This window comes from Aureimonas sp. OT7, assembly GCF_014844055.1.
GTDB classification, from domain to species: domain Bacteria; phylum Pseudomonadota; class Alphaproteobacteria; order Rhizobiales; family Rhizobiaceae; genus Aureimonas; species Aureimonas altamirensis_A.
The window spans coordinates 2,711,590-2,735,957 of the sequence record NZ_CP062167.1 but is presented as its reverse complement, the minus strand read 5'-3'; the positions used below and the strand labels follow the sequence as shown (position 1 = coordinate 2,735,957).

At 65.5% G+C, this 24,368-nt stretch carries 22 protein-coding genes and 3 pseudogenes; 17 read left to right on the top strand and 8 right to left on the bottom strand.

Features of this window, described 5'->3' with window-relative positions:
• Positions 1-5: 5 nt before the first annotated feature.
• Genes moaC through IGS74_RS13060 form a run of 4 tightly spaced genes read right to left on the bottom strand, consistent with a single transcriptional unit; the run spans position 6 to position 4,229 of the window.
• Positions 6-497 (bottom strand): cyclic pyranopterin monophosphate synthase MoaC, encoded by a 492-nt coding sequence (gene moaC, locus IGS74_RS13075; RefSeq protein ID WP_039193727.1) that lies wholly within the window; start codon positions 495-497, stop codon positions 6-8.
• Positions 497-1,309, bottom strand: a complete 813-nt coding sequence (gene trpC / locus IGS74_RS13070; RefSeq protein WP_192386678.1) for an indole-3-glycerol phosphate synthase TrpC — start codon at positions 1,307-1,309, stop codon at positions 497-499. The genes moaC and trpC overlap by 1 nt, the downstream gene beginning before the upstream one ends.
• Complete coding sequence (gene trpD, locus IGS74_RS13065) at positions 1,306-2,340, bottom strand: anthranilate phosphoribosyltransferase (protein WP_192386676.1); 1,035 nt, start codon at positions 2,338-2,340, stop codon at positions 1,306-1,308. Before trpD ends, trpC begins: the two co-directional genes overlap by 4 nt.
• Entirely contained in the window at positions 2,337-4,229 is a 1,893-nt protein-coding gene (locus IGS74_RS13060) for a peptidylprolyl isomerase (RefSeq protein ID WP_192386674.1), read from the bottom strand. Before IGS74_RS13060 ends, trpD begins: the two co-directional genes overlap by 4 nt.
• 147 nt (positions 4,230-4,376) lie before the next feature.
• Between IGS74_RS13060 and tpiA the strand changes: the two genes are divergently transcribed.
• From tpiA to kdsA, 4 genes are all read left to right on the top strand, one after another.
• Complete coding sequence (tpiA, locus tag IGS74_RS13055) at positions 4,377-5,135, top strand: triose-phosphate isomerase (protein WP_192386672.1); 759 nt, start codon at positions 4,377-4,379, stop codon at positions 5,133-5,135.
• A gap of 86 nt (positions 5,136-5,221) precedes the next feature.
• On the top strand, positions 5,222-5,767 hold the full coding sequence (gene secG, locus IGS74_RS13050) for a preprotein translocase subunit SecG (protein ID WP_192386670.1): 546 nt from the start codon (positions 5,222-5,224) through the stop codon (positions 5,765-5,767).
• Between the two features lie 111 nt (positions 5,768-5,878).
• Complete coding sequence (locus IGS74_RS13045; protein ID WP_192386668.1) at positions 5,879-7,507, top strand: CTP synthase; 1,629 nt, start codon at positions 5,879-5,881, stop codon at positions 7,505-7,507.
• 24 nt (positions 7,508-7,531) lie between these two features.
• Positions 7,532-8,365, top strand: coding sequence for a 3-deoxy-8-phosphooctulonate synthase (kdsA, locus tag IGS74_RS13040; RefSeq protein WP_192386666.1), 834 nt, complete (start codon positions 7,532-7,534; stop codon positions 8,363-8,365).
• Positions 8,366-8,407: 42 nt separating this feature from the next.
• Here the strand turns inward: kdsA and IGS74_RS13035 are convergent, their stop codons facing one another.
• Positions 8,408-8,572 carry a hypothetical protein gene (locus tag IGS74_RS13035; RefSeq protein ID WP_192386664.1) on the bottom strand — a complete coding sequence of 55 codons (165 nt, stop codon included), beginning with the start codon at positions 8,570-8,572 and terminating at the stop codon, positions 8,408-8,410.
• On the opposite strand from IGS74_RS13035, the pseudogene IGS74_RS13030 reads away from it, so the two are divergent.
• Positions 8,544-8,840, top strand: a pseudogene (locus IGS74_RS13030) (3-deoxy-8-phosphooctulonate synthase); the annotation flags it as partial. The gene IGS74_RS13035 and the pseudogene IGS74_RS13030 sit on opposite strands and share 29 nt — an antisense overlap.
• 42 nt (positions 8,841-8,882) lie before the next feature.
• Here the strand turns inward: IGS74_RS13030 and IGS74_RS13025 are convergent.
• Positions 8,883-11,609 (bottom strand): FG-GAP repeat protein, encoded by a 2,727-nt coding sequence (locus IGS74_RS13025; RefSeq protein ID WP_192386662.1) that lies wholly within the window; start codon positions 11,607-11,609, stop codon positions 8,883-8,885.
• A gap of 167 nt (positions 11,610-11,776) precedes the next feature.
• Here IGS74_RS13025 and eno point away from each other — a divergent pair, with 167 nt between their 5' ends.
• The 11 genes and pseudogenes from eno to IGS74_RS12970 all read left to right on the top strand — a co-directional run.
• The gene (eno, locus tag IGS74_RS13020) at positions 11,777-13,057 is read left to right on the top strand and encodes a phosphopyruvate hydratase (protein WP_039193757.1); all 1,281 of its coding nucleotides are present in this window, start codon (positions 11,777-11,779) and stop codon (positions 13,055-13,057) included.
• 54 nt (positions 13,058-13,111) lie between these two features.
• Positions 13,112-13,420: a septum formation initiator family protein gene (locus IGS74_RS13015; protein WP_192386660.1), complete on the top strand. Its 309-nt coding sequence runs from the start codon at positions 13,112-13,114 to the stop codon at positions 13,418-13,420.
• 161 nt (positions 13,421-13,581) lie between these two features.
• On the top strand, positions 13,582-14,670 hold the full coding sequence (gene pdhA, locus IGS74_RS13010; protein WP_192386658.1) for a pyruvate dehydrogenase (acetyl-transferring) E1 component subunit alpha: 1,089 nt from the start codon (positions 13,582-13,584) through the stop codon (positions 14,668-14,670).
• Positions 14,671-14,682: 12 nt separating this feature from the next.
• Positions 14,683-16,110: a pyruvate dehydrogenase complex E1 component subunit beta gene (locus IGS74_RS13005; protein ID WP_192386656.1), complete on the top strand. Its 1,428-nt coding sequence runs from the start codon at positions 14,683-14,685 to the stop codon at positions 16,108-16,110.
• 13 nt (positions 16,111-16,123) lie between these two features.
• Entirely contained in the window at positions 16,124-17,515 is a 1,392-nt protein-coding gene (locus IGS74_RS13000; protein ID WP_192386654.1) for a pyruvate dehydrogenase complex dihydrolipoamide acetyltransferase, read from the top strand.
• Positions 17,516-17,548: 33 nt separating this feature from the next.
• Positions 17,549-19,000 (top strand): dihydrolipoyl dehydrogenase, encoded by a 1,452-nt coding sequence (lpdA, locus tag IGS74_RS12995; protein ID WP_192386652.1) that lies wholly within the window; start codon positions 17,549-17,551, stop codon positions 18,998-19,000.
• A gap of 104 nt (positions 19,001-19,104) precedes the next feature.
• Complete coding sequence (locus IGS74_RS12990) at positions 19,105-19,359, top strand: GlsB/YeaQ/YmgE family stress response membrane protein (protein ID WP_039193770.1); 255 nt, start codon at positions 19,105-19,107, stop codon at positions 19,357-19,359.
• 39 nt (positions 19,360-19,398) lie between these two features.
• Entirely contained in the window at positions 19,399-20,376 is a 978-nt protein-coding gene (lipA, locus tag IGS74_RS12985; protein ID WP_039193774.1) for a lipoyl synthase, read from the top strand.
• Positions 20,377-20,382: 6 nt separating this feature from the next.
• Positions 20,383-20,838, top strand: coding sequence for a type II toxin-antitoxin system RatA family toxin (locus tag IGS74_RS12980; RefSeq protein ID WP_192386650.1), 456 nt, complete (start codon positions 20,383-20,385; stop codon positions 20,836-20,838).
• A gap of 119 nt (positions 20,839-20,957) precedes the next feature.
• Positions 20,958-21,107, top strand: a pseudogene (locus tag IGS74_RS12975) (type II toxin-antitoxin system RatA family toxin); the annotation flags it as partial.
• 133 nt (positions 21,108-21,240) lie between these two features.
• Positions 21,241-21,375: pseudogene (locus tag IGS74_RS12970) on the top strand (type II toxin-antitoxin system RatA family toxin); the annotation flags it as partial.
• 3 nt (positions 21,376-21,378) lie between these two features.
• Here the strand turns inward: IGS74_RS12970 and IGS74_RS12965 are convergent.
• Together IGS74_RS12965 and IGS74_RS12960 are read right to left on the bottom strand one after the other, a co-directional pair.
• Positions 21,379-21,876, bottom strand: coding sequence for a CinA family protein (locus tag IGS74_RS12965; RefSeq protein WP_192386648.1), 498 nt, complete (start codon positions 21,874-21,876; stop codon positions 21,379-21,381).
• Entirely contained in the window at positions 21,866-23,062 is a 1,197-nt protein-coding gene (locus IGS74_RS12960; protein ID WP_192386646.1) for a bifunctional 2-C-methyl-D-erythritol 4-phosphate cytidylyltransferase/2-C-methyl-D-erythritol 2,4-cyclodiphosphate synthase, read from the bottom strand. Before IGS74_RS12960 ends, IGS74_RS12965 begins: the two co-directional genes overlap by 11 nt.
• A gap of 227 nt (positions 23,063-23,289) precedes the next feature.
• Here IGS74_RS12960 and IGS74_RS12955 point away from each other — a divergent pair, with 227 nt between their 5' ends.
• The gene (locus IGS74_RS12955) at positions 23,290-24,342 is read left to right on the top strand and encodes a tRNA-dihydrouridine synthase (RefSeq protein ID WP_192386644.1); all 1,053 of its coding nucleotides are present in this window, start codon (positions 23,290-23,292) and stop codon (positions 24,340-24,342) included.
• Positions 24,343-24,368: the final 26 nt, after the last annotated feature.

Sequence of the window (24,368 nt, the reverse complement as noted above, 5' to 3'; positions counted from 1 at the left end):
CAGGCTCAAGACGGCGATCCTTCCGCCCGCCAGTCGCCGGAACGGCCGCCCGACTTGGCCAGCAGGCGGATACCGGAGATCGCCATGTCCCGGTCCACGCCCTTGGCCATGTCGTAGATGGTGAGGCAGGCCACGGACACCGCCGTGAGCGCTTCCATCTCCACGCCGGTCGGGCCGGAGACGCGTGCCGTGGCCGTGACGCGCAGGCCGGGCAGGGCCGGTTCCGGTGCGATATCCACGGACACCTTGTCGAGCATCAGCGGGTGGCACAGGGGGATGAGTTCGCTGGTTTTCTTGGCACCCATGATGCCGGCGATCCGCGCTATGGCGACGACGTCGCCCTTGCGCACGGCATTGTCCACGATCAGCGCCAGCGTCTCCGGACGCATCATGACAAGCCCTTCGGCCATTGCCTCGCGCCGTGTGGCCGGCTTGTCGCCGACATCCACCATGCTCGCCGCGCCCGTCGCGTCGAGATGGGTGAGGGTACCCGCCATCAAACCGCCTCTCCATGGATGGGCAGGCCCAGCAGGCGGCGCGTGGCGGCGGCAACGTCGTCCTGCCGCATCAGGCTTTCGCCGACCAGGAAGGATTGGATACCGGATCGTGCCAGGCGCTCGCAGTCGGCATGGGTGAAGATGCCGCTTTCCCCCACGAGTATGCGCCCCTCGGACACCATCGGGGCAAGCCGCTCGGCTACCGCGAGGTCTGTCTCGAAGGTTCTGAGGTTGCGGTTGTTGATTCCGACGAGCGGCGATCTGAGCTTCAGCGCGCGCTCCATCTCGGTTTCGTCATGCACCTCGATCAGGCAATCCATGCCATGATGGATCGCCGCATCTTCGATTTCGGCGGCCTTGGCGTCGTCCAGGCTGGCCATGATGATCAGGATCGCGTCCGCGCCCCAGGCGCGCGCCTCCGCCACCTGATAGGTGTCGAACATGAAGTCCTTGCGCAGGGCGGGCAGATGTGTCGCTTCCCGCGCCGCCGTCAGGAAGGACGGCGCGCCCTGGAAACTCGGCCCGTCGGTCAGGACGCTGAGGCAGGCGGCGCCGCCCGCCTGATAAGCCTGTGCCAGAAGCGCCGGCTCGAAGTCGGGCCGGATCACTCCCCTGGATGGGCTCGCTTTCTTGACCTCGGCGATCAGGCCGTAACCGCCCGCTGCCTGTGCCCGGGCGAGGGCATCGGCAAAGCCGCGTGGCGCCGACTGGGCGCGGGCGCGGGCCTCGAGTTCGCCGAGCGAGGTTTTTGCCTTCGCCGCAGCGATCTCTTCCAGCTTGTAGGCTTCGATCTTTGCCAGAATGTCGCTCATGCGATGGCCTTCCTGCTTTCGCGTGTAGTCGCCACGAGCGTATCGAGGCTATGCAGCGCGGAGCCGTCGTCGATGGCGCGGGCCGCCTGCACCAGCCCCTCGCCGATGTCGTCCGCCCGGCCGGCGACGCACAGGGCCGCCGCCGCATTCAACAGCACGATATCGCGATAGGCCCCGAACTCGCCTTCGAGCACCCGTCGAAGGGCCACGGCATTGGCCGCGCCGTCGCCGCCGCGGATCTCGTCGAGCTGCCGGCGTTTCAGGCCGAACTCCTCCGGCGTGATCGTGAAACCGCTGATCGCGCCGTTGCGGAGCACGGCGATCTCGGTTGGCCCGCAGACGGTGATCTCGTCCAGCCCGTCGCCATGCACGACGAAGGCCCGTTCCATGCCAAGGGCGTCAAGGCTCTGGGCCAAGGGGAGCAGCCATTGCGGATCGTAGACGCCCAGCAGCATGCGGCGCACGCCCGCGGGGTTGGCCAGCGGACCCAGCATGTTGAAGATGGTGCGGGTGCCGAGCTCGACACGGCTCGGACCTACGAAGCGCATGGCCGAGTGGTGCGTCGGCGCGAACATGAATCCGATGCCGGCCTTTGCGATCACCGGGCCGATGGCCTCAGGCGGCAGGTCGACATCGACGCCAAGCGCCGCCAGGACGTCGGCCGCGCCGGATTTGGACGAAAGGGCGCGGTTACCGTGCTTGGCGACCGTAACGCCGCAGCCGGCGACGACGAAGGCCGTGCAGGTGGAAATGTTGAGCGTGCCCGCATGGTCGCCGCCGGTGCCGACGATGTCCACCGCGTCCTCGTCCACGCCCTCGACGCGCGCCATATGGGCGCGCAGGACGTCGACCGCACCGGCGATCTCGTCCACCGCCTCGCCGCGAACGCGCAGGGCCATCAGGAAGCCGCCGATCTGCGAGGGCGTCGCATCCCCCGACATCAGCACCGAGAAGGCCGCGCGGGCCTCCTCGCGCGTCAGCACCTGACGGTCGGCGACCTTGGCGAGAAGCGGCTTCAGCCCCGCTGTCACTGCAGCACCCCGCGCACCTGGTCCATCGCCTGCTGATGATATTCGACCGGGATATCGCGCTGCAGGCGCGCCACGAAGCCTTGCAACAGGTCGTTGTCGGCCATGTCGTTCATCTGGTCCACAAGCCCGGCCTGCACGCTCGCACGCGGGTCTGCCGGCAGGGATGTCTCGGTGACCTGCAGAACCATCCAGGCGCCGTCCGTGGATGCGGGGGCGTCGGCAACGTGGCTCTGCGGCCCCTCGAACGCGGCCATCGTAGCCGGCTGCCCGATCTGCGACGGGCCGCTGGCGCGCGTCAGGCCGGATATCGTCTGGACCGAAAGGCCCGCCTCGGCCGCGATGTCGGCGAGGCTGGTTCCGGCCCTGGCGCGCTCCACCATCGCCTTGGCGCGCTCTTCCTGGAGGCGGTCGCCCTCGTCGGTCTTCCAGTCCGCGACGACGCGGTCGCGGACCTCGTCGAGCGGCCGCTCCTGCGCCTCCTCGACGTCCGTCAGGTCGAAGAAGACATAGGAGCCGGGCGCGAAATTGACCGGCTCCGTCGCCGTTCCGGGCTGGGCCAGGAAAAGGGCGGTCAACAGGTCGCTGCCGCCGACAAGGTTCTCGATTTCCTGTCCGTCGGCATTGCGGCCCTTCTGGTCGATGCCCTGGACGGAGGTCAGCTCAAGTCCGGCGGCTTCCGCGGCTTCGGCAAGCGTCGCACCCGAGCCGAGCGAATCCTGGATGGCGGTGTAGGCTTCCGTGGCGCGGGCATTGGCACGCAGCGCGGCAAGCTGCTGCCGGATTTCGTCGCGCACGGCATCGAGGCTGCGGACCTCGGCCGGCTGGATTTCGGTAACCTGCACGATGACGGGCCCGAACAGCCCTTCCACGACGCCGCTCGGCTGGTTCGGCTGGAGGCCGAAGGCCGCATCCCGCACCACCGTATCGGGGATTTGGTCGGCCGTGCGCAGCCCCAGCTCCACGTCGGCATCGCTGCGGCCGGCGGCGCGCGCCGCATCCGCAAAGCTCTGGCCACCGGCGATGGCCGCCGCCGCCGCGTCTGCCGCTGCCCGGTCGGGGAAGACGATCTGCTGCACGCGGCGCCGTTCGGGGGTGGTGAAGTCTGCGATGTTGCCGGTGTACTCGGCTTCGATCTCGTCCTCGGTGATGGAGGCCGGGTCGAAGAGCTGCTCGGGCACCAGTGCGACATAGGAATAGGAGCGCAGCTCGGGGATTGCGTAATCCTCGGAGGTGTCGTCGTACAGCGTCTGTATGGCCGCCTCGTCCGGCTCGGGGATTTCGGATGCGGGAATGGGCGGAATCGTGATCGCGGCAATGGTGCGCCGCTCGCCATTGTAGGTGCCCATCGCATCGGCGAAGGCGGCGGGCAGGGCCATGCCGCCCGTTACCGCATCCATGACCTGGACACGGCGCGACATCTTGCGCTCCTCAGCGGCGTATTGCTCTTCGGTCAGGTTGGCCCGCTGCAGGACCAGTCGTGCGGTGTTGGCCGAGTAATTGCCCGACGAATCGCGGAAGGCGGGCTCGTTCGCGATGCGGCGCGCCAGGCCCTCGTCCGAAAGGGAAAGGCCAAGCCGCCGGGCTTCCTCGTCCAGAAGGGCGACGCTGGTGAGCTGCGACAGAACCTGCTGGTCGATATTCAGGGCGGCCTGCTCTTCGGGCGTCGGACGGCGCTGCAACTGCGCGCTGACGCGGTTGATCGCCTGCCCGTAGGCCTGCTGGTACTCGCGGGTGGAGACATCGGTGCCACCGGCCGAGATGACGGTGTTGGGGCTGCCGGCCATGTTGAAGCCGTCCGCGATGCCCCAGACGACGAAGCTGAGCACCAGAAGGCCCAACAGAAGCTTGGCGGTGAAACCGCCCACACCCTTCCGCATCTGGTTCATCATTGGACGGCGTTCTCCTGTTCCGTTTGCCTCTAATAGGCCGGTTCGCCCCCTAATAGGAAGGAGTGGGCGGCGCGTGCAAGCCGCATGGTTTGATTTTGCGCCACGCTGCGGCTATCCGGTCGGTCGACGTATTAGGGGAGAGCAGGAATGTCCGCACGCAAGCTGATCGCCGGCAACTGGAAGATGAACGGGCTGATGGCCAGCCTGGAAGAGCTGCGCGCCATGCGCGACGCCGTGGCCGACGGACACCTCGCTCATGTCGATCTGTTGATCTGCACGCCCGCCACCCTCGTCGCCGCTGCGGCGCAGACCGTAGGCGATGCCTTTCCGGTCGGCGGGCAGGATTGCCACGAGCGCCAGGAGGGCGCCTTTACCGGAAACATCTCCGCGACGATGCTGGCGGATGCGGGGGCCACCCATGTCATCGTCGGCCATTCGGAGCGCCGCACGCTGCATGGCGAGACCGACGCGCTCGTCCGGGCCAAGGCGGAGGCCGCGCGCGCGGCGGGCCTGACGGCCGTCATATGCATCGGCGAGACCGAGGGCGAGCGGGAAGCCGGGCAGACGCTGGACGTGCTCGGCCGCCAGCTTGCCGGCTCGGTGCCGGACGGCGCCACGGCGGAGCAGGTCGTCGTCGCCTACGAGCCGGTCTGGGCCATCGGCACCGGCAGGACGCCGACCCTGGATGATGTGGCCGAGGCCCATGGTTTCATCCGCGCCCGCCTGTACGAGAGGTTCGGAGAGGCGGGCCGCGCCATGCGGCTTCTGTATGGCGGCTCGGTAAAGCCCGGCAATTGCGCCACGCTTCTGGCCGTCGACAATGTCGACGGAGCCCTGGTCGGCGGCGCCAGCTTGAAATCGGCCGATATCGTCGCGATATGCGACGGCGTGCGGACGCTCGCCTAGGCGTTTGCCTAAAACGATTGGCATTTTCGGCCTCGTCCTATAAGACACGCCGCAATTCCGAAGATGAAAGCCGCAGACACACGCCCATGCAAACCGTTCTGATCGTCATTCACCTGCTCGTCGTTCTGGCGCTGGTCGTCGTGGTCCTGCTCCAGCGGTCCGAGGGGGGCGCGCTCGGCATGGGCGGTGGCGGCGGTGGCGGCCTGATGACGGCGCGCGGCGCGGCCAACGCCCTGACGCGGACGACGGCGATTCTCGCGGCGTGCTTCTTCGCGACATCCCTGGCTCTGGCGATTCTGGCCCGCTATGGCGGCACTCCCACCAATGTCTTCGACCGCGTCCCGGCCGGGCAGAGCGTGCCCGGCGCAGTCGAGGGCGAGGGCGGATCGCTGCTCGATCAGCTTGGCGGCCTGCCCGACCAGCAGCCGGGCGAAGCGCCCGCCGCCGCCCCGGCCGAGCCCGAGACGGGCGTGCCCTTCGGCGCGACGCCGTCTGCCCCGGCCCAGCAGGTGCCTGCCAATCCGGCGCCGGAAGCGCCCAATGCATCGGATGCGCCGACTGTGCCTCCGGTGGAGCAGCCGGTTCCCGGCACGACGCCGCAGGATGCGGCGCCGCAAGGCCAGGCCCAGTAACGGGCCTCCATCTGCAAGACATGCCAGGCGGGGCGCTCATCGCGCCCCGTTTCCATTCAGCCGGAAATTTTCTCTGGCGTATTTTCCTGTGAGCGGTTATCGAGAAGGCCCATGGCGCGATATATATTCATCACCGGCGGCGTGGTTTCCTCCCTTGGCAAAGGCATAGCCTCATCGGCACTGGGCGCATTGCTCCAGGCCAGGGGATACCGTGTGCGGCTTCGCAAGCTCGACCCCTATCTGAACGTCGATCCGGGCACGATGAGCCCGACCCAGCACGGCGAGGTCTTCGTGACCGACGACGGCGCCGAGACCGATCTGGACCTTGGCCATTACGAGCGGTTCACCGGCCGCCCGGCGACCAGGATGGACAACATCACCACCGGTCGGATCTACAAGGAGATCATCGCCAAGGAACGCCGCGGCGATTATCTGGGCGCCACCGTACAGGTGATTCCGCACGTGACGGACGCCATCAAGGCTTTCGTGCTGGACGGCAACGAGGATGTCGATTTCGTCCTGGTCGAAATCGGCGGCACGGTCGGCGATATCGAGGCGCTGCCCTTCTTCGAGGCGATCCGCCAGCTCGGCAACGAGCTGCCGCGCGGCGGCGCCGTGTACATCCACCTGACGCTGATGCCCTATATTCCGAGCGCGGGGGAGTTGAAGACCAAGCCCACCCAGCATTCGGTGAAGGAGCTGCGATCCATCGGCATACAGCCGGATATCCTGCTGGTCCGCGCCGACAGGCCCATCCCCGGCGAAGAGCGCCGCAAGATGAGCCTGTTCTGCAACGTGCGGGAATCCGCCGTTATCCAGGCCCTGGATGTCGCGACGATCTACGATGTCCCCATCGCCTATCACAAGGAAGGGCTGGACACCGAGGTCCTGGCCGCGTTCGGGATCGATCCGGCGCCCGCGCCCAAGCTCGAGCGCTGGCACCAGGTCGTCAACGGCATCCGCAGCCCGGAAGGCGAAGTCACCATCGCCATCGTGGGCAAGTACACGGGCCTGAAGGACGCCTACAAATCCCTGATAGAAGCGTTGCAGCACGGCGGCATTTCCAACCGGGTACGCGTCAAGCTCGACTGGATCGAGTCTGAAATCTTCGAGAAGGAAGATCCGACCCCCTATCTCGACCGGGTCAGCGGCATCCTCGTGCCGGGAGGCTTCGGCGAGCGGGGCTCGGAAGGCAAGATCCTGGCCGCGCGTTTCGCGCGCGAGCACAAGGTGCCCTATTTCGGGATCTGCTTCGGCATGCAGATGGCTGTCATCGAGGCGGCCCGTTCGCTGGCGGGTGTCGAGAATGCCGGTTCGACCGAGTTCGGGCCTGCGGCCGAGCCCGTGGTCGGCATCATGACCGAATGGTTGAAGGGCAACGAGCTGGAGACGCGCGCGTCACAGGGCGATCTTGGAGGCACGATGCGCCTGGGCGCCTATACGGCGTCGCTGAAGCCGGGATCGCGGATCGCCGATATCTACGGGACGACCGAGATCAGCGAGCGTCATCGCCATCGCTACGAGGTCAACCGGGCCTACCGCGAGCGGCTGGAGGCGGCCGGCATGGATTTCAGCGGGATGTCGCCCGATGGTCTCCTTCCGGAAACGGTCGAGCTTCAGGATCACCCCTGGTTTATCGGCGTGCAGTACCACCCGGAATTGAAGTCGAGGCCCTTCGAGCCGCATCCGCTGTTTGCGTCCTTCGTGCAGGCTGCCGTGGAGCGGTCGCGCCTCGTCTGATGCCAGAGTTGGAGATATCCTGCCATGTCGCACGCCAATGAAACGGTGACGCTGCGCAAGGTTTCCTTTTCGCAGAAGCTGCCTTTCACCCTGATCGCAGGCCCTTGCCAGATGGAAAGCCGCGATCATGCGATGATGATCGCCGAGCGCATGGTGCGCCTGACTTCGGATCTCGGCATCGGCTATGTCTTCAAGGCCAGCTTCGACAAGGCAAACCGCACCAGCCTGTCCGGCCGGCGAGGCATCGGGCTGACCGGCGCGCTGCCCGTGTTCGAGGAGGTGTCGCGCCAGTTCGACGTGCCGGTGCTGACCGACGTTCACACCGAGGCACAGTGCGCGGAAGTGGGTGCCGTCTGCGATATCCTGCAGATACCGGCCTTCCTGTGCCGGCAGACCGACCTTCTGATCGCCGCCGCCCAGACCGGCCGCGTCGTCAACATCAAGAAGGGGCAGTTCCTTGCGCCGTGGGACATGCGCAACGTTGCCGCCAAGGTTACCGAAAGCGGCAACCCGAACGTGCTGTTGACGGAGCGCGGCGCATCCTTCGGTTACAATACGCTGGTGTCGGATTTCCGGGCGCTGCCGATCATGGCCGAGACCGGCTCGCCGGTCGTGTTCGATGCAACCCATTCGGTGCAGCAGCCAGGCGGGCAGGGCGCTTCATCCGGCGGCGAGCGCCGCTTCGTGGAAACGCTCGCGCGCGCCGCGGTGGCGGTGGGCGTCGCCGGGCTGTTCATCGAAACGCATGAAGACCCCGACAACGCGCCATCCGACGGGCCGAACATGGTTCCGCTGGATCGGATGGAAGACATGCTGAAGCGCCTGCGCGATATCGACAGGCTGACGAAAGCCCTCTGAGGAAGCGACCGGGCAGTGTCCTGCCCGGTCGCCCGCCCGTCACTAGACGATTGGCTGCTCCAGGTAGATCGCCGCGTAGGCATTCAGCCCCATATAGGCTGTGTAGGTCGTTCCGCCCCATGTCACGGTACCGGCGGAAAACCAGTCGGCCCGGTCACTCAGGATGACGTGATCGTCGGTATCGGATTTCCGGGCGCTGCCGATCATGGCCGAGACCGGCTCGCCGGTCGTGTTCGATGCAACCCATTCGGTGCAGCAGCCAGGCGGGCAGGGCGCTTCATCCGGCGGCGAGCGCCGCTTCGTGGAAACGCTCGCGCGCGCCGCGGTGGCGGTGGGCGTCGCCGGGCTGTTCATCGAAACGCATGAAGACCCCGACAACGCGCCATCCGACGGGCCGAACATGGTTCCGCTGGATCGGATGGAAGATATGTTGAAGCGCCTGCGCGATATCGACAGGCTGACGAAAGCCCTCTGAGGAAGCGACCGGGCAGTGTCCTGCCCGGTCGCCCGCCTGTCACTAGACGATTGGCTGCTCCAGGTAGATCGCCGCGTAGGCATTCAGCCCCATATAGGCTGTGTAGGTCGTTCCGCCCCATGTCACGGTACCGGCGGAAAACCAGTCGGCCTGGTCACTCAGGATGACGTGATCGCCGGCATCGGATTTCACGATCATCTGATGCCTGGACGCCGACGCGCCGAAGTCTGCCCCATTGCTGTCGTTGAAGATGTTGCTTCCGGCCAGATCCAGCACATCCTGGAGCGAAAGCGTCAGCGTGTTATCGCCGCTTCCGGTGATGTCGACGATCTCGATGGACGATAACCTGTCCAGGCCGTTCACCGCCGTCCCGCCGCTGCGGTTGGTGATGCTGCCGAGATCGAGGTTCAGTCCGCTGCCAGTCAGCTTCAGCGTATCGATGCCACCGCCGCCGTCGATATGCGCCAATTGCGTGGTGTTGCCAGCGTTTCCGAAGCTGGAGGCCAGCGCGGTGATGACCGCCTGATTGGCAATTTCGAACGTGTCGTTCCCGGCGCCGCCGTAGGCTACGCTGGCGGCGGACAGCCGGATGACATCGTCGCCCCCTCCGCCGGCGAGGCTCTTGGCCGTTCCATCATCGTCCATGCTGTCGGCACCGTTGCCGCCGACCTGATCGAAGAAGGTTTGGCCGAACCCTCCGGATGTGGAGCCGAACAGGATATAGGCGGCGCCGACCCCGCCCGACGTTGCCGGTGCGCCGACGATCAGGTCGGACAGGCCGTCGCCATTGACGTCGCCCAGATGGGAGATGCTGTAGGCGAAGTCGTCGCCCCCCGATTCTCCATCGATCCGGTAGCCGGCAGTGGCGCTGATGGTTTGCAGCATCTGGTCTTTCGCAACGACGATCGTGCGGGTTGCCGAGCCCTGGTTGCCTGCCGCGTCGTTGACGGTTGCCGTGATGGGGTAGGAACTGTTCCCGGGCACCTGCCCCGTCGGAAACGCGACTGTCCAGGCACCGTTCGTGACGGTGCCTTGTTGGCTCACATCGTTCCAGATGACCGTTACGGTGGCTCCATTGGCGGCGTTCGTCGTGCCGGTGATAGCGACGGTGGCGGCCGCCTCAGCCGCGTTGACGCGATCATCCGTCGCGATCGCGTTTATGGCGATCGTCGGTGCGACGCGGTCTATGGTCAGGTTGTGGCTTGCCGAAGCCGGATTGCCCGCCTTGTCGGTGGCGGCAGCCGAGATGCTGGATACTCCGTCGGCCGGCACATCCGCCGCGGTAAAGCTTACCGACCAGGTGTTGGAGGTAATGGTCGCTTCACGGCTGACCTCGCCCCAGGTAACCATTACCTTGCCACCGTCTTCGATGCTGCTGGATGTTCCGCTGACCACGATGGTGCCGGAGTCGATCTCCGTTGCATTAAGCAGGTCGTTACCGCCGATCGTGCCGATACTGATGGATGCCGTCAGGTCGTAGGAAAGGTTTGCAAACATCATCGCCTGGTTGCCGGCGGTATCCTTACCCTCCAGGAGGACTAGCCCTCCGGACTGGGTGGGTAGTTCGGACTTGGAGAATGCCGCGCTCCACCGGCCGCCGGCGGCCGTTACCGTCTTCTTGGTATCGCCGACGGTGATGGAAATCGACCGGCCGTCCTCGAAGTCCGTGCTCCCGGTCAGCGTGATGCCGCCGTTCAATTCCGACGCGCTTATGACACCATCGCCGGTAACCGGGTCGATTTCGATAGAAGCCGTGCGATCAATCGGCAACCCGTGCGTCTCGGTCTTTTCCTTTCCTGCCGCGTTCTTGACGTGGACCGAGATCGAATAGTCGCCGTCGGTTGTCGGAATCTCCTCCGGTGAGAAAGTGACGCTCCACTTCCCGTCGACAACGGCAACCTGTTTCTCCAATCCGGCCCATTTCACGGTAAGGATGTTTCCGTTTTCGACCCGCGCCGTCGTTCCCGACACGGTCAGGCCTGCACCGGCAGTATCATTATCTCCGACGATCGCCTCGTAGTCTGTAGCGTTGATCCGGTAGTCGTCGGAGATCGGCTCGATAGAGATCAACGGGGCCAACGGATCCGTGGTCGTCGTGGTATTCGTGTTGGAATCGGTGCTGGTGTTCGATGAACTGCTGGAGCCCGAAGCCCCGGCCACGCCGGCAATGACGGCGCCCACACCCGCCAGCGCACCGGCGCCCACCGAAAGGCCGGACGAACCGAAGGCGGCTGCCGTTCCGGCGCTCCCGACCGCCGATCCGAGAATGCCGCCCAGGGTTGACGCCGCGGCGGGTGCGGCGCTTTCCAGAGCGCCGCTCCAGGCAAGCGCCGTTGCGAACCGGTCTGCCGACAGAACGTCGAAGTGCCCGGCAAACTCCTGGGCGAGCGGGCCGAGGCCACTTCGCGTTCCGGCCATGCCGATGAGGTCGCTGCCGTCCGCTCCGCGTGACAGGGGAGACGTCGACTTGTCGAGGGTCAGCGTATCCCCTTCGGGGCGTGGAATGTCGATCCGGGTGTCCGGTGCCTTGAAGAAGTCGCGTATGACGATTTCCGTATGGTCGCCCGTCATGAGGTGGAGATGGCCGTCGTCCGTGCCGCCTTCCGCAACGGCGATGACATCCGCTACCGGCTTCGCGCCCGCTGCGTCCATGCGCACGAGCTTGTAGCGACGCCCCGCGACTGCCTGCACCGTCGCGCGTTGGCCGGGCTGGATCACGCGCTGCGATACGCCGTCGCTGAGGATGTAGGTGGGTGCGGCCTGGGCCATCTAAATATCCCTGATGTGAAAATCGGCATAAGATATCCTGCATATCTAAAATGACAATGAAAGACGGGGTGGCGGCCTCTGGTCGAGATTTCATTGCGGACGGCAGTTCCAACTTGCCGTCCGAGCCACTAAAAGGCCCTTGGCTATCGAATTCAGGGGGTCTCGCCATGACGGCAATCATCGACATCATCGGGCGTGAGATTCTCGACAGCCGGGGCAACCCGACCGTCGAGGTGGACGTGGTGCTGGAAGACGGCTCGATGGGCCGTGCGGCGGTGCCTTCCGGCGCATCGACCGGCGCGCACGAGGCGGTGGAGTTGCGTGACGGCGACGAGCGCTATGGCGGCAAGGGCGTGCAGGAGGCCGTGTCCGGCGTCAATACCGACATCCTGGAGGCCATCGCCGGCTTCGAGGCGGAGAATCAGATCCGCATCGACTCCGTCTTGAAGGCGCTCGACGGCACGCCGAACAAAAGCCGGCTCGGCGCCAATGCCATACTGGGCGTGTCCCTGGCCGTGGCCAAGGCGGCTGCCGAAGCGGCTGACCTGCCGCTCTACCGGTATGTCGGCGGCGCCAGCGCGCATGTGCTGCCCGTGCCGATGATGAACATCATCAACGGCGGCGCCCACGCCGACAACCCCATCGACTTCCAGGAATTCATGATCATGCCGGTCGGCGCCGAGAGCTTCTCGGAGGCACTGCGCATGGGTGCGGAAGTCTTCCACACACTGAAGAAGAGCCTTAAGGAGGCCGGCCACAACACCAATGTCGGTGACGAGGGCGGATTCGCGCCCAATCTCGGCTCCCCGCGCGAGGCGTTGGACTTCATCGTCCAGTCCATCGAGAAGGCCGGCTACAAGCCGGGCGAGGACATGTTCCTGGCGCTCGATTGCGCCTCGACCGAATTCTACAAGGGCGGCGTCTACGACCTGGAGGGCGAGGGGCGCAAGCTGTCCGCCGCCGAGTTTGCCGACTACCTGGCCGAGCTGTGCGACGCCTATCCCATCATCTCCATTGAAGACGGCATGGCCGAAGACGACTGGGATGGCTGGAAGCTTCTGACCGACAAGGTCGGCGACCGCGTCCAGCTTGTGGGCGACGATCTGTTCGTCACCAATTCGGTGCGCCTGCGCGAGGGCATCGAGAAGGGCGTCGCCAACTCGATCCTCGTCAAGGTCAACCAGATCGGCACGTTGACCGAGACGCTCGATGCCGTCAGCGTGGCGCAGCGCGCAGGCTACACCGCCGTCATGTCGCACCGCTCGGGCGAGACGGAGGATGCGACGATCGCCGATCTGGCGGTCGCCACCAATTGCGGGCAGATCAAGACGGGATCGCTCGCCCGGTCCGACCGGCTGGCCAAATACAACCAGCTTCTGCGGATCGAGGAAGAGCTTGGCGACCAGGCCGTCTATGCCGGACGCTCCATCCTGAAGCGCCGCGATTAATGCAAAATTAAGCGTGTGGGGAGCATCCTGCCGCCGAGCGGAGAGATGTTCCCCATGCGGACCAAGCAGAAGCGCAGATCCAAACTTGGACCTTTTGTCGTGCCCGTCATCACCATGACGGTGCTGGCCTACTTTGCGCTCCAATCCCAGGAAGGGCGCTACGGCGTCGACTCCCGCAAGGAGATGGCCGAGCTGCTCGTGCAGCGCGAGGCCCAGCTCGCAGCCTTCGCCAAGGAGCGCGCCGCGCTCGAAACCCGTGTTCAATCTCTGCGGGACGGCTCGCTCCAGCGTGACATGGTTGACGAGAGGGCCCGTCGTGCCCTCAATATGGGCAATGAAGATGAGATCGTCATCCTGCGCTGACTGCGGCGGGTAATAACTGGATTTCGGTTAAATCATGCTGCATTGCGGCATTTAACCGAAATCGAGGCAAGATTGTGTCGCCTTCTTGCCGATGCATCTGAATTGCGTGTAGTGCGTTTTCCCGACACGCCCCGCGGGGCTTTAACAGAGGGAAGGCGCTTATGGCTTCTGGCAAGCAAAAGAGCAGCGTCCAGGGCAAGGGGGCGACCGCCTCCAGCTCCGAAATCGTCAAGACGCTCGAGCACTTCGACACGCCGGCCCCCGCCGACTTCACCAAGGAAGACGATCTCGCGGCCTACCGTGAAATGCTGTTGATGCGCCGCTTCGAGGAGAAGGCCGGCCAGCTCTACGGCATGGGCGTCATCGGCGGCTTCTGCCACCTCTATATCGGCCAGGAGGCCGTTGTCGTGGGTGTGCAGGCCGCGCTCAAGGACGGCGACCAGATCATCACCGCCTACCGCGACCATGCCCACATGCTGGCGACCGGGATGGAGGCACGGGGCGTCATGGCCGAGCTGACCGGACGCCGCAGCGGTTACTCGCGCGGCAAGGGCGGCTCGATGCACATGTTCTCGAAAGAGAAGAATTTCTACGGTGGCCACGGCATCGTCGGCGCCCAGGTGCCGATCGGCACCGGCCTGGCCTTCGCCAATGCCTATCGCGGCAACGATTCGGTCTCGGTCACTTATTTCGGCGACGGCGCGGCCAACCAGGGTCAGGTCTACGAGGCCTTCAACATGGCGTCCCTGTGGAAGCTCCCGGTGATCTACGTCATCGAGAACAACCGCTACGCCATGGGCACGGCTGTCAGCCGCGCCTCGGCCGAAACCAACTTCGCCCATCGCGGTCTCTCGTTCAAGATTCCGGGCATCCAGGTCGACGGCATGGATGTGCGCGCCGTCAAGGCGGCCGCGGACCTTGCGGTCGAGCATTGCCGGGGCGGCAACGGCCCGATCATCCTGGAGATGATGACCTATCGCTACCGCGGTCACTCCATGTCCGACCCGGCGAAGTACCGCACGCGTGAGGAGGTGCAGAAGATGCGCTCCGAATCCGATCCGATCGAGCAGGTGCGCCAGCGCCTGATCGAGCGGTTCAACGTCGGCGAGGACGAATTGAAGGGCATCGACCGGGAAGTTCGCGACATCGTGGCCGACGCCGCCGATTTCGCCCAGAACGACCCCGAGCCCGATGCTTCGGAATTGTGGACCGACGTCTACGCCGATTCCGTACCGCAGTCCGCGAACTGAGAGGGCGCACTCATGCCGACAGAGATTCTGATGCCCGCCCTTTCCCCCACGATGGAGGAGGGCACCCTGTCCAAGTGGATCAAGCAGGAAGGCGACGACGTTGCGCCGGGTGACGTGATCGCCGAGATCGAGACCGACAAGGCCACGATGGAAGTCGAGGCCGTGGACGAAGGAAAGCTTGGCAAGATCCTGGTGCCCGCCGGCACGGAGGGCGTCAAGGTGAATGCGCCCATCGCCATCCTGATTGCCGATGGCGAAAGCGTGGACGACGCTGCCCCCAGGAAGCAGGAACAGCCGACGGGCCGTTCCACGAACGATCCGAAGCCGGCCGAGGACGGCGCGGCCGAGGCTGCCGGGAAGAACGCCGGCAAGCCGGTTCCGGCCTCCGGCCTGTCGCATCCCGAGCCCGAAGACGTCGATGGCGATCTGGCCGAAGAGGTGCCGGCCGGTACCGAAATGGTCAAGACGACCGTCCGCGAGGCGCTTCGCGATGCCATGGCCGAAGAGATGCGCCGGGACGACACCGTTTTCCTGATGGGCGAGGAAGTCGCTGAGTATCAGGGCGCCTACAAGATCAGCCAGGGCCTGCTGGACGAGTTCGGCGCGCGCCGCGTTGTCGATACGCCGATCACCGAGCATGGTTTTACCGGCCTTGCCGTCGGTGCGGCCTTTGCCGGCCTGCGCCCGATCGTCGAGTTCATGACGTTCAACTTCGCCATGCAGGCGATCGACCAGATCGTCAATTCGGCGGCGAAGACGCTGTACATGGCCGGTGGCCAGATGGGTTGCCCCATCGTGTTCCGCGGGCCCAACGGTGCGGCGGCGCGCGTGGCGGCGCAGCACAGCCAGGACTACGCCGCCTGGTACGGGCATATACCGGGCCTGAAAGTGGTGCAGCCCTACACGGCAGCCGATGCCAAGGGCCTTTTGAAGTCGGCGATCCGCGATCCGAACCCGGTGATCTTCCTGGAGAACGAGATTCTCTACGGCCACAGCTTCGACGTTCCGAAGCTGGACGACTGGACGGTGCCGATCGGCAAGGCGCGCATTCACCGCAAGGGCAAGGACGTCACCATCGTCTCGTTCGGCATCGGCATGACCTATGCCGTCGCCGCCGCCGAGCAGCTTGCCTCCGAGGGTATCGACGCGGAGGTGATCGACCTGCGCACCATCCGCCCGCTCGACATCGACACGGTTGTCCGGTCGGTCCGCAAGACCAACCGTTGCGTGACGGTGGAGGAGGGCTGGCCGCAGGGGTCCGTCGGATCGCATATCGCGTCCGAACTCATGGTCCGCGCATTCGACCATCTCGATGCGCCGGTTCTCAAGGTCTGCGGCAAGGATGTTCCGATGCCCTACGCGGCCAATCTGGAAAAACTGGCCCTGCCTTCCGCCAAGGAAGTCGTCGAGGCCGTGAAGGCCGTGACCTATCGCGCTTGAGGAGTGTTGACCGATGCCGATCAATGTGACGATGCCGGCGCTTTCGCCGACCATGGAAGAGGGCACGCTGGCCAAGTGGCTGGTCAAGGAAGGTGACAAGGTCTCGCCTGGCGACGTGATCGCCGAGATCGAGACGGACAAGGCCACGATGGAAGTCGAGGCCGTGGACGAGGGCACCGTTGCCAAGATCCTCGTTGCCGCCGGCACCGAGGGCGTGAAGGTGAATGCGACCATCGCCGTTCTGACGGCCGACGGTGACAGCGCCGACGCCGCGTCGGACGGCGCGCAGGCAGCGGATGTGAAGGCCGATGCGCCGGTGCAGACGAGCGTCGAGGAAGCCAAGGCGGAGCCAGCCGGCGCTGCCCAGCCGTCTTCGGCGCCTGCCCAGTCGTCGTCGGCACCGGCCAGGGCCGAGACGGCGCCCAAGGGCGACCGCGTCTTCGCCTCGCCGCTGGCGCGGCGGATCGCCAGGGAGGCCGGCATCGACCTGTCGTCCGTCACCGGTTCCGGCCCGCAGGGCCGTATCGTCAAGGCGGATGTCGAAGCGGCGTCCAAGGGCGGAGCCAAGCCCGCCGCCGCCGCCGCGTCTGCCGGTCAGCCGGCCGGCGAGGCCAGGGCCGCACCGGCGCCTGCCGCTGCTGCGCCGGCGCGCGGCATGAGCGACGAGACCGTCCGCAAGCTCTTCCCGGCCGGGTCCTTCGAAGAGATCCCGCATGACGGCATGCGCAAGACCATCGCCAAGCGGCTGGTGGAATCCAAGCAGACGGTTCCGCATTTCTACCTGACGGTGGATTGCGAGATCGACGCGCTGCTGGCGTTGCGCAAGCAGCTCAACGAAGCCGCGCCGATGATCCGCACGGAAGCGGGCGAGAAGCCCGCCTACAAGCTGTCGGTCAACGACATGATCATCAAGGCCATGGCCTGCGCGCTGAAGGCGGTGCCCGACGCCAACGTCTCGTGGACGGACAGCGCGATGCTGAAGCATCGCAACGCCGATGTCGGCGTGGCGGTGTCCATCGAAGGCGGGCTCATTACCCCCATCGTGCGGCGTGCCGACGAAAAGACCCTGTCGGTCATCTCCAACGAGATGAAGGACCTGGCCAAGCGCGCCCGGGCCCGCAAGCTGAAGCCCGAGGAATATCAGGGCGGCACCACCGCCGTGTCCAACCTCGGCATGTTCGGCATCCGCGACTTTGCCGCCGTCATCAACCCGCCGCACGCCACCATCCTGGCCATTGGCGCCGGCGAGGAGCGGGCCGTCGTCCGGAACGGTGAGATCAAGGTGGCCAACATCATGACGGTCACCCTGTCGACGGACCACCGGGCCGTGGACGGCGCGTTGGGCGCCGAGCTCATCTCGGCCTTCCGCGAATACATCGAAAATCCGATGGGTATGCTGGTCTGATCGGCTTCGGACAGGCAGGGTAAGGACGCTGACATGGCTGAAACCTACGACATCCTGATCATCGGCGGCGGACCCGGCGGCTATGTGGCCGCCATCCGCGCCGCGCAACTCGGCTTCCGCACGGCGGTCGTCGAGCGCGAGCATCTGGGCGGCATCTGCCTCAACTGGGGCTGCATCCCGACCAAGGCGCTGCTGCGCTCGGCCGAGATCTTCCACTACGCCGAGCACGCAGACAGCTACGGCCTGAAGATCGAGAAGCCGGATTTCGACATAGGCGCGGTGGTCAAGCGCTCGCGCGGGGTATCCGCGCAGCTCAACGGCGGCGTCGGCATGCTGCTCAAGAAAAACAAGGTGGATGTGATCTGGGGTCAGGCCCGCATCGCCAAGGCGGGCAAGGGCGGCCCCGTCGAGGTCGAGGTCGGGGAAGCGACCAAGCCGGCGGTGGAGCCGCAGAACCCTGTGCCCAAGACGGTGCTGGGCCATGGCACCTACAAGGCGAAGCATGTGATCGTCGCTACGGGTGCGCGTCCGCGCGTGCTGCCGGGCATCGAGCCGGACGGCGACCGCATCTGGACCTATTTCGAGGCGATGAAGCCGAAGGCGATGCCGAAATCCCTGATCGTCATGGGATCCGGCGCCATCGGCATCGAGTTCGCCTCCTTCTATCGCACGATGGGCGCCGAGGTGACCGTCGTGGAACTGCTGCCGCAGATCCTGCCGGTCGAGGATGGCGAAATCGCCGCCATCGCGCGCAAGCAGTTCGAGAGGCAGGGCATGAAGATCCTGTCCGACGCCAAGGTGGCCAAGGTCACCAGGGGTGCGGATGGCGTCGAGGTGACGGTGGAGCAGGGCGGCAAGAGCCAGACCCTGAAAGCCGAGCGGCTGATTTCCGCCGTTGGCGTGCAGGGCAATATTGAGGGCCTGAACCTCGAGGGCATCGGTGTCGAGATCGAGCGCGGCATCATCAAGGTGGATGCCTACGGCCGCACCAATGTCGAGGGCGTCTACGCCATCGGCGACGTGGCCGGCGCGCCGATGCTGGCCCACAAGGCCGAGCATGAGGGCACCATCTGCGTCGAGAAGATCAAGGGCCTGGACGCGCATCCGATGATCCGCACCCAGATCCCCGGCTGCACCTACTGCCAGCCGCAGGTGGCCAGCGTCGGGCTGACCGAGGCGAAGGCAAAGGAAGCCGGGCGCGAGGTCAAGGTGGGCCGGTTCAAGTTCATCGGCAACGGCAAGGCCATCGCCCTGGGCGAGCCGGAAGGCATGGTGAAGACGATCTTCGATGCGAAGACGGGCGAGCTTCTGGGCGCACACATGGTGGGTGCCGAGGTGACGGAGCTGATCCAGGGCTTCGTCATCGCCATGGGCCTCGAGACCACCGAAGAGGAACTCATGCATGCGGTGTTCCCACATCCGACCTTGTCTGAGACGATGCATGAGAGCGTCCTGGACGCCTATGGACGAGTCATCCATATGTGACAGGCGGCCCGGTACCGTATCATGCGGGGTTGACCGACCCCACCCGCGCCCATCTAACCTGACATGCGGCACAATCCGCCGCAGGTCAGACAGGAGTGGGTTGCATGAACGGCGTCGGCATCATCATGTCCATCATTCTCGGCGGGCTCGCCGGATGGATTGCGGAAAAGATCATGGGGGCCAATATCGGCCTTCTCACGAACATCATCCTGGGGATCGTCGGAGCGCTTTTGCTCAACTTCATCCTCAGCCTCTTCGGCATCTTCACCGCCGAAACCTATCTGGTGCAGTTCATCGTCGCGATCGTGGGCGCCTGCCTGCTGATCTTTCTCTGGCGGGCGATCCGCGGCCGGGCCTGAGCCTTGTTGCAGGCCGTGGCAGGAGTTAAATAACGAGCCATGGTCACCGTTCTCGATACTTTGTCGCGGGCCGGGGATAAACCCCGGCCACGTCACCCCGAAAAGGCGCACCGGCCCGATACGCCGGTGCTGCCCAAGCCAGACTGGATCCGCGTAAAGGCGCCGGTGTCGCGCGGCTACGCGGAAACGCGCGAGATCGTAAAGGCGGAAAACCTCGTCACGGTGTGCGAGGAGGCGGGCTGCCCGAACATCGGCGGCTGCTGGGAAAAGAAGCACGCGACCTTCATGATCATGGGCGGCATCTGCACGCGCGCCTGCAGCTTCTGCAATGTCGCGACGGGCAAGCCGCACGCGCTCGACGATGGAGAGCCCGAAAGCGTCGCGCGCGCCGTGGCCAAGATGGGCCTTCACCACGTGGTGATCACCTCCGTCGACCGCGATGATCTTGCCGATGGTGGCGCCGAGCATTTCGCGCGCACCATCCGCGCGATCCGCGCCGCCGCGCCGGGCACGACGATCGAAATCCTGACACCCGACTTCCTGCGCAAGCCGGGGGCTTTGGAGGTTGTGGTGGCCGCCAGGCCGGACGTCTTCAATCACAACCTTGAAACGGTGCCGTCCAACTACCTGACCGTGCGTCCCGGAGCACGCTATTTCCATTCGGTGCGACTGCTGCAGCGCGTCAAGGAGCTGGACCCGTCCATCTTCACCAAGTCCGGCATCATGGTCGGCCTGGGGGAAGAGCGGAACGAGATCCTGCAATTGATGGACGACCTGCGGTCCGCCGACGTCGATTTCATTACCATCGGCCAGTATCTTCAGCCGACACGCAAGCACCATGCCGTCATCCGCTACGTACCGCCGGAGGAGTTCAAGTCGCTGGAGACGGTTGCCTATACCAAGGGATTCCTGGTGGTGGCGGCCAGCCCGCTGACCCGCTCGTCGCATCACGCCGGAGAAGATTTCGAGCGGCTGCGCAAGGCGCGTCTGGCGCGCCAGACCTCCGAGGCGGCCTGACGCACGATGCCGAAATTCGAAAGTAAGCGTATCGTCGCCTTTACGCCGCGCCAGATGTTCGACCTCGTGGCCGACGTGGAACGTTACCCGGAGTTCGTACCGCTGTGCGAGCGCCTGACCATCCGCACCCGCCGCGAGCGGGAGGGAACGACGCTTCTCGTCGCCGACATGACGGTTGCCTACAAGATGATCCGCGAAAGTTTCGCCACGCAGGTTCTGCTGGATCCGGACAAGCGGCAGATCGATGTCGAGTATATCGACGGGCCCTTTCGCTTCCTGCGCAACCAATGGCGCTTCGAAGACGATCCCGAGGGCTGCAAGGTGGTGTTCTTCATCGAATACGAGTTCAAGAACCGTGCGCTGGGCATGGTGATGGGCTCGATGTTCGACTATGCCTTCCGGCGTTTCGCCGTGGCCTTCGAAGAGCGCGCCGCCAAGGTCTATGGCGCACCTGGCATCTGACGCTCAGTCCTGGCGCATCATCTGGTCGATGAGGTCGAAGGCGATGGCGACGCTCATGAGGCGGATCCGCCGACGCCCGATATCGCCGAACATTTCCTTGCGATGAAGACGATCCCGAGGGCTGCAAGGTGGTGTTCTTCATCGAATACGAGTTCAAGAACCGTGCGCTGGGCATGGTGATGGGCTCGATGTTCGACTATGCCTTCCGGCGTTTCGCCGTGGCCTTCGAAGAGCGCGCCGCCAAGGTCTATGGCGCACCTGGCATCTGACGCTCAGTCCTGGCGCATCATCTGGTCGATGAGGTCGAAGGCGATGGCGACGCTCATGAGGCGGATCCGCCGACGCCCGATATGCCGAACATTTCCTTGCGATGAAGACGATCCCGAGGGCTGCAAGGCGGTGTTCTTCATCGAATACGAGTTCAGGAACCGTGCGCTGGGCATGGTGATGGGCTCGATGTTCGACTATGCCTTCCGGCGTTTCGCCGTGGCCTTCGAAGAGCGCGCCGCCAAGGTCTATGGCGCGCCTGGCATCTGACGCTCAGTCCTGGCGCATCATCTGGTCGATGAGGTCGAAGGCGATGGCGACGCTCATGAGGCGGATCCGCCGACGCCCGATATCGCCGAACATTTCCTTGCGATGAACCAGCCGGTCGCCGCGTGCGGCGGCAAAATGAACCAGCCCGACCGGCTTTTCGGCGCTACCACCGCCGGGGCCGGCAACGCCGGTGACGGAAACGGCGATGTCGGCATGGGATGCGGCCAGCGCCCCCAGCGCCATGGCGCGCGCCACCTCGCCCGATACCGCGCCAAATGCCTGCAGGGCCGCGTCGTCGACGTGCAGCACCTCCGTCTTGGCCGCATTGGAATAGGTGACGTAGCCGCGGTCCACCACGGCCGATGAGCCCGGAACCTCGGTGAGGTATCCTGCAATGAGGCCGCCCGTGCAGGATTCCGCGGTCACGATGCGGATGCCGCCGGCTGTCGCCTCCGCGATCAGCCTCTGCGCCTCCTCGATAAGCCCTGCGTCATCCTGCATCGCCAACTCCCCCGAAAACGACGCTCGCCGTTGCGATGGCGGCTATGCCTTCCCTGCGGCCCACGAAGCCGATGGTTTCGTTGGTCGTCGCCTTGACGGACACGCGCTCGACGTCGATGCCGAGAGTATCGGCTATGGCGGCGCGCATGGCCAGACGGTGCGGTGCGATCTTCGGTGCCTCGCAGATCAGGCTGATATCGGCATTGCAGATCCGCCCGCCACGGCGGTGGACGATGTCGGCGGCATGGGCCAGGAAGATGCGCGACGCGGCGCCCCTCCATTGCGGATCGGATGGCGGAAAATGATCGCCGATATCGCCGGCCCCGCAGGTGGCCAGCAGCGCATCGGTCAGCGCGTGAAGCCCGACGTCGGCATCCGAGTGGCCGGACAGCGCCTGATCGTGCGGAATGCGGACGCCGCAGAGCGTGACATGGTCGCCGGCAACCAGTTGATGCACGTCGTATCCGTTGCCGACCCTGACATCGAGCATGGAGGTATCGTCCTTCGTCAGATGCGCGGCGGCCCGGGCAAGGTCGGCGGCATAGGTGATCTTCTGGTTTTCGGGGGCGCCGGCAACCAGGCGGACGCGGAGGCCCGCCCATTCGGCGATGGAGGAATCATCGGTGAAATCGGCGCGCCCGCTGGCCGCGGCGGCACGGTGCGCCGACAATATGGTGCTGAACGGAAAGCCTTGCGGCGTCTGGGCCGCGAAGAGGTTTTCCCGCGCCACCGTGTGGTCCACATGATGGCCGTCATGGCTGTGCTTCAGAGTATCGGATACCGGCAGCACGGGCAGCGCCCCGATGCCCTGCGTTACGGCATCCCGTACGCGGCGGACGACGGCGCCGGCCAGCGGGCGCGCGGCATCGTGGATCAGCACGATATCGGGGGCGCATTCTTCCAGCGCGTTCAGGCCGTTGAGAACGGATTGCTGCCGCGTCGCGCCGCCGGTCACCGTGCGCACATGGGGCAGGGCCGGAGCCGCCGCCGCATAGAGCGCTTCGTCATCGGCGTGGATCACCACGACCACGTTGTTGAACAGTTCCGCCGGAAAGCAATCCAGCGCATGGGCGACCAGCGCCCGGCCGCCGAGCCGGCGGTACTGCTTCGGCCCGCCCTCGGCGCCGGCCCGCTCTCCACGACCCGCGGCGACGATGATGGCAGCGGCGCGGCGCGGCTCTTCCATTGTTCAGTCTCCATCATGATCCTGTCACGGAGGGACCATAAAGGAGCGCTGCGCGCAAGGCTTGGGCGGCCTGCCTGCATTCCCCGCATTCCTCTCGTCATCGCCGCACAAATTGGTTGCACTGCAGCGGAAAGATACGCATACAGAACGGATATGCTTGCGATTTGGGCATGTCCATATATAGATCAGCCATGGCCGCGAACCGATTTGACGATGCACGCAAACCGATGATTCCCGCTGGTGCCCGCACGGGTGTGGCGCATTTGTCGCTGGGCGGACGGGACTTCGGAGCGCCTGTCCTGTGCGCGCCCTTGTCCGGGATAACGGATGTTCCCTTCCGCCGTCTGCTGCGTCGGCTGGGGGCCGGCCTGGTCTTTTCCGAGATGGTCGCCAGTGGCGAGTTGATGCGCGGTACGCGTGAAAGCCTGCTGCGGGTCATGGCCGATGGCGCCGGGCTGCGCGCCGTGCAACTGGCGGGGCGGGACCCTGCCATGATGCGTGCGGCGGCCGAACGGCTAGCCGGCGAGGGCGCCGACCTGATCGACATCAACTTCGGTTGCCCGGCCAAGAAGGTCGTGGGGGGCCAGTGCGGCTCGGCGCTGATGCGTGAGCCGGAATTGGCCGCGCGGCTGATGGCTGCGACGCTGGAGGGCGCGGGCTCCGTGCCCGTCTCGGTCAAGATGCGCCTCGGCTGGAGCCGCGATAGCCTGAATGCGGTCGAGATTGCCCGTTCGGCGGCTTCCATCGGGCTTTCCATGGTCACGGTGCATGGACGCACGCGCGACCAGTTCTACGAAGGCTACGCCGATTGGGCGGCCGTGGGCCCGGTCCGGCAAGCCATCGACCTGCCGCTCGTGGTGAACGGCGATATCGAAACCTTTGCCGATATCGGCCGTGCGCGTGCGGCCAGCGGCGCCGATGCGGTGATGGTGGGGCGGGCTTTGTGCGGCCGCCCTTGGCTGATCGGCCTGATGACGGGCGCGCTGACACCGCACGATCTGAAGGCGCTGGCGCTGGATGAGCTGGTCGCCGGGCACTACGAGGCGATGATCGATCATTACGGTGAGGCGATCGGCGTACGTCATGCGCGCAAGCATCTCGGCTGGTATCTGGGCAGGCTTGTCATCCGGCAGGGCGGCGCCCTGGCAACGGAGCGGGCGGCGCTGATGAGCGCCAGCGAGGCGTCTGCTGCCCTGCGCCTTATCGGGGATATTTTCGGCGGCATCCGCCTGGCCGATCTCGAGTCGACCCACTCCATGCATCTGGAAAAGGCTGCGTAAGCGACGTGACACGGGCAACGACACCT

Excerpts from the sequence above, each read along its gene's own strand:
- moaC (WP_039193727.1), bottom strand. The coding sequence starts at position 497 with ATGGCGGGTACCCTCACCCATCTCGACGCGACGGGCGCGGCGAGCATG.
- trpC (WP_192386678.1), bottom strand. The coding sequence starts at position 1,309 with ATGAGCGACATTCTGGCAAAGATCGAAGCCTACAAGCTGGAAGAGATC.
- IGS74_RS13060 (WP_192386674.1), bottom strand. The coding sequence starts at position 4,229 with ATGATGAACCAGATGCGGAAGGGTGTGGGCGGTTTCACCGCCAAGCTT.
- tpiA (WP_192386672.1), top strand. The coding sequence starts at position 4,377 with ATGTCCGCACGCAAGCTGATCGCCGGCAACTGGAAGATGAACGGGCTG.
- secG (WP_192386670.1), top strand. The coding sequence starts at position 5,222 with ATGCAAACCGTTCTGATCGTCATTCACCTGCTCGTCGTTCTGGCGCTG.
- IGS74_RS13045 (WP_192386668.1), top strand. The coding sequence starts at position 5,879 with ATGGCGCGATATATATTCATCACCGGCGGCGTGGTTTCCTCCCTTGGC.
- kdsA (WP_192386666.1), top strand. The coding sequence starts at position 7,532 with ATGTCGCACGCCAATGAAACGGTGACGCTGCGCAAGGTTTCCTTTTCG.
- IGS74_RS13035 (WP_192386664.1), bottom strand. The coding sequence starts at position 8,572 with ATGATCGGCAGCGCCCGGAAATCCGATACCGACGATCACGTCATCCTG.
- IGS74_RS13025 (WP_192386662.1), bottom strand. The coding sequence starts at position 11,609 with ATGGCCCAGGCCGCACCCACCTACATCCTCAGCGACGGCGTATCGCAG.
- eno (WP_039193757.1), top strand. The coding sequence starts at position 11,777 with ATGACGGCAATCATCGACATCATCGGGCGTGAGATTCTCGACAGCCGG.
- IGS74_RS13015 (WP_192386660.1), top strand. The coding sequence starts at position 13,112 with ATGCGGACCAAGCAGAAGCGCAGATCCAAACTTGGACCTTTTGTCGTG.
- pdhA (WP_192386658.1), top strand. The coding sequence starts at position 13,582 with ATGGCTTCTGGCAAGCAAAAGAGCAGCGTCCAGGGCAAGGGGGCGACC.
- IGS74_RS13005 (WP_192386656.1), top strand. The coding sequence starts at position 14,683 with ATGCCGACAGAGATTCTGATGCCCGCCCTTTCCCCCACGATGGAGGAG.
- IGS74_RS13000 (WP_192386654.1), top strand. The coding sequence starts at position 16,124 with ATGCCGATCAATGTGACGATGCCGGCGCTTTCGCCGACCATGGAAGAG.
- lpdA (WP_192386652.1), top strand. The coding sequence starts at position 17,549 with ATGGCTGAAACCTACGACATCCTGATCATCGGCGGCGGACCCGGCGGC.
- IGS74_RS12990 (WP_039193770.1), top strand. The coding sequence starts at position 19,105 with ATGAACGGCGTCGGCATCATCATGTCCATCATTCTCGGCGGGCTCGCC.
- lipA (WP_039193774.1), top strand. The coding sequence starts at position 19,399 with ATGGTCACCGTTCTCGATACTTTGTCGCGGGCCGGGGATAAACCCCGG.
- IGS74_RS12980 (WP_192386650.1), top strand. The coding sequence starts at position 20,383 with ATGCCGAAATTCGAAAGTAAGCGTATCGTCGCCTTTACGCCGCGCCAG.
- IGS74_RS12965 (WP_192386648.1), bottom strand. The coding sequence starts at position 21,876 with ATGCAGGATGACGCAGGGCTTATCGAGGAGGCGCAGAGGCTGATCGCG.
- IGS74_RS12960 (WP_192386646.1), bottom strand. The coding sequence starts at position 23,062 with ATGGAAGAGCCGCGCCGCGCCGCTGCCATCATCGTCGCCGCGGGTCGT.
- IGS74_RS12955 (WP_192386644.1), top strand. The coding sequence starts at position 23,290 with ATGATTCCCGCTGGTGCCCGCACGGGTGTGGCGCATTTGTCGCTGGGC.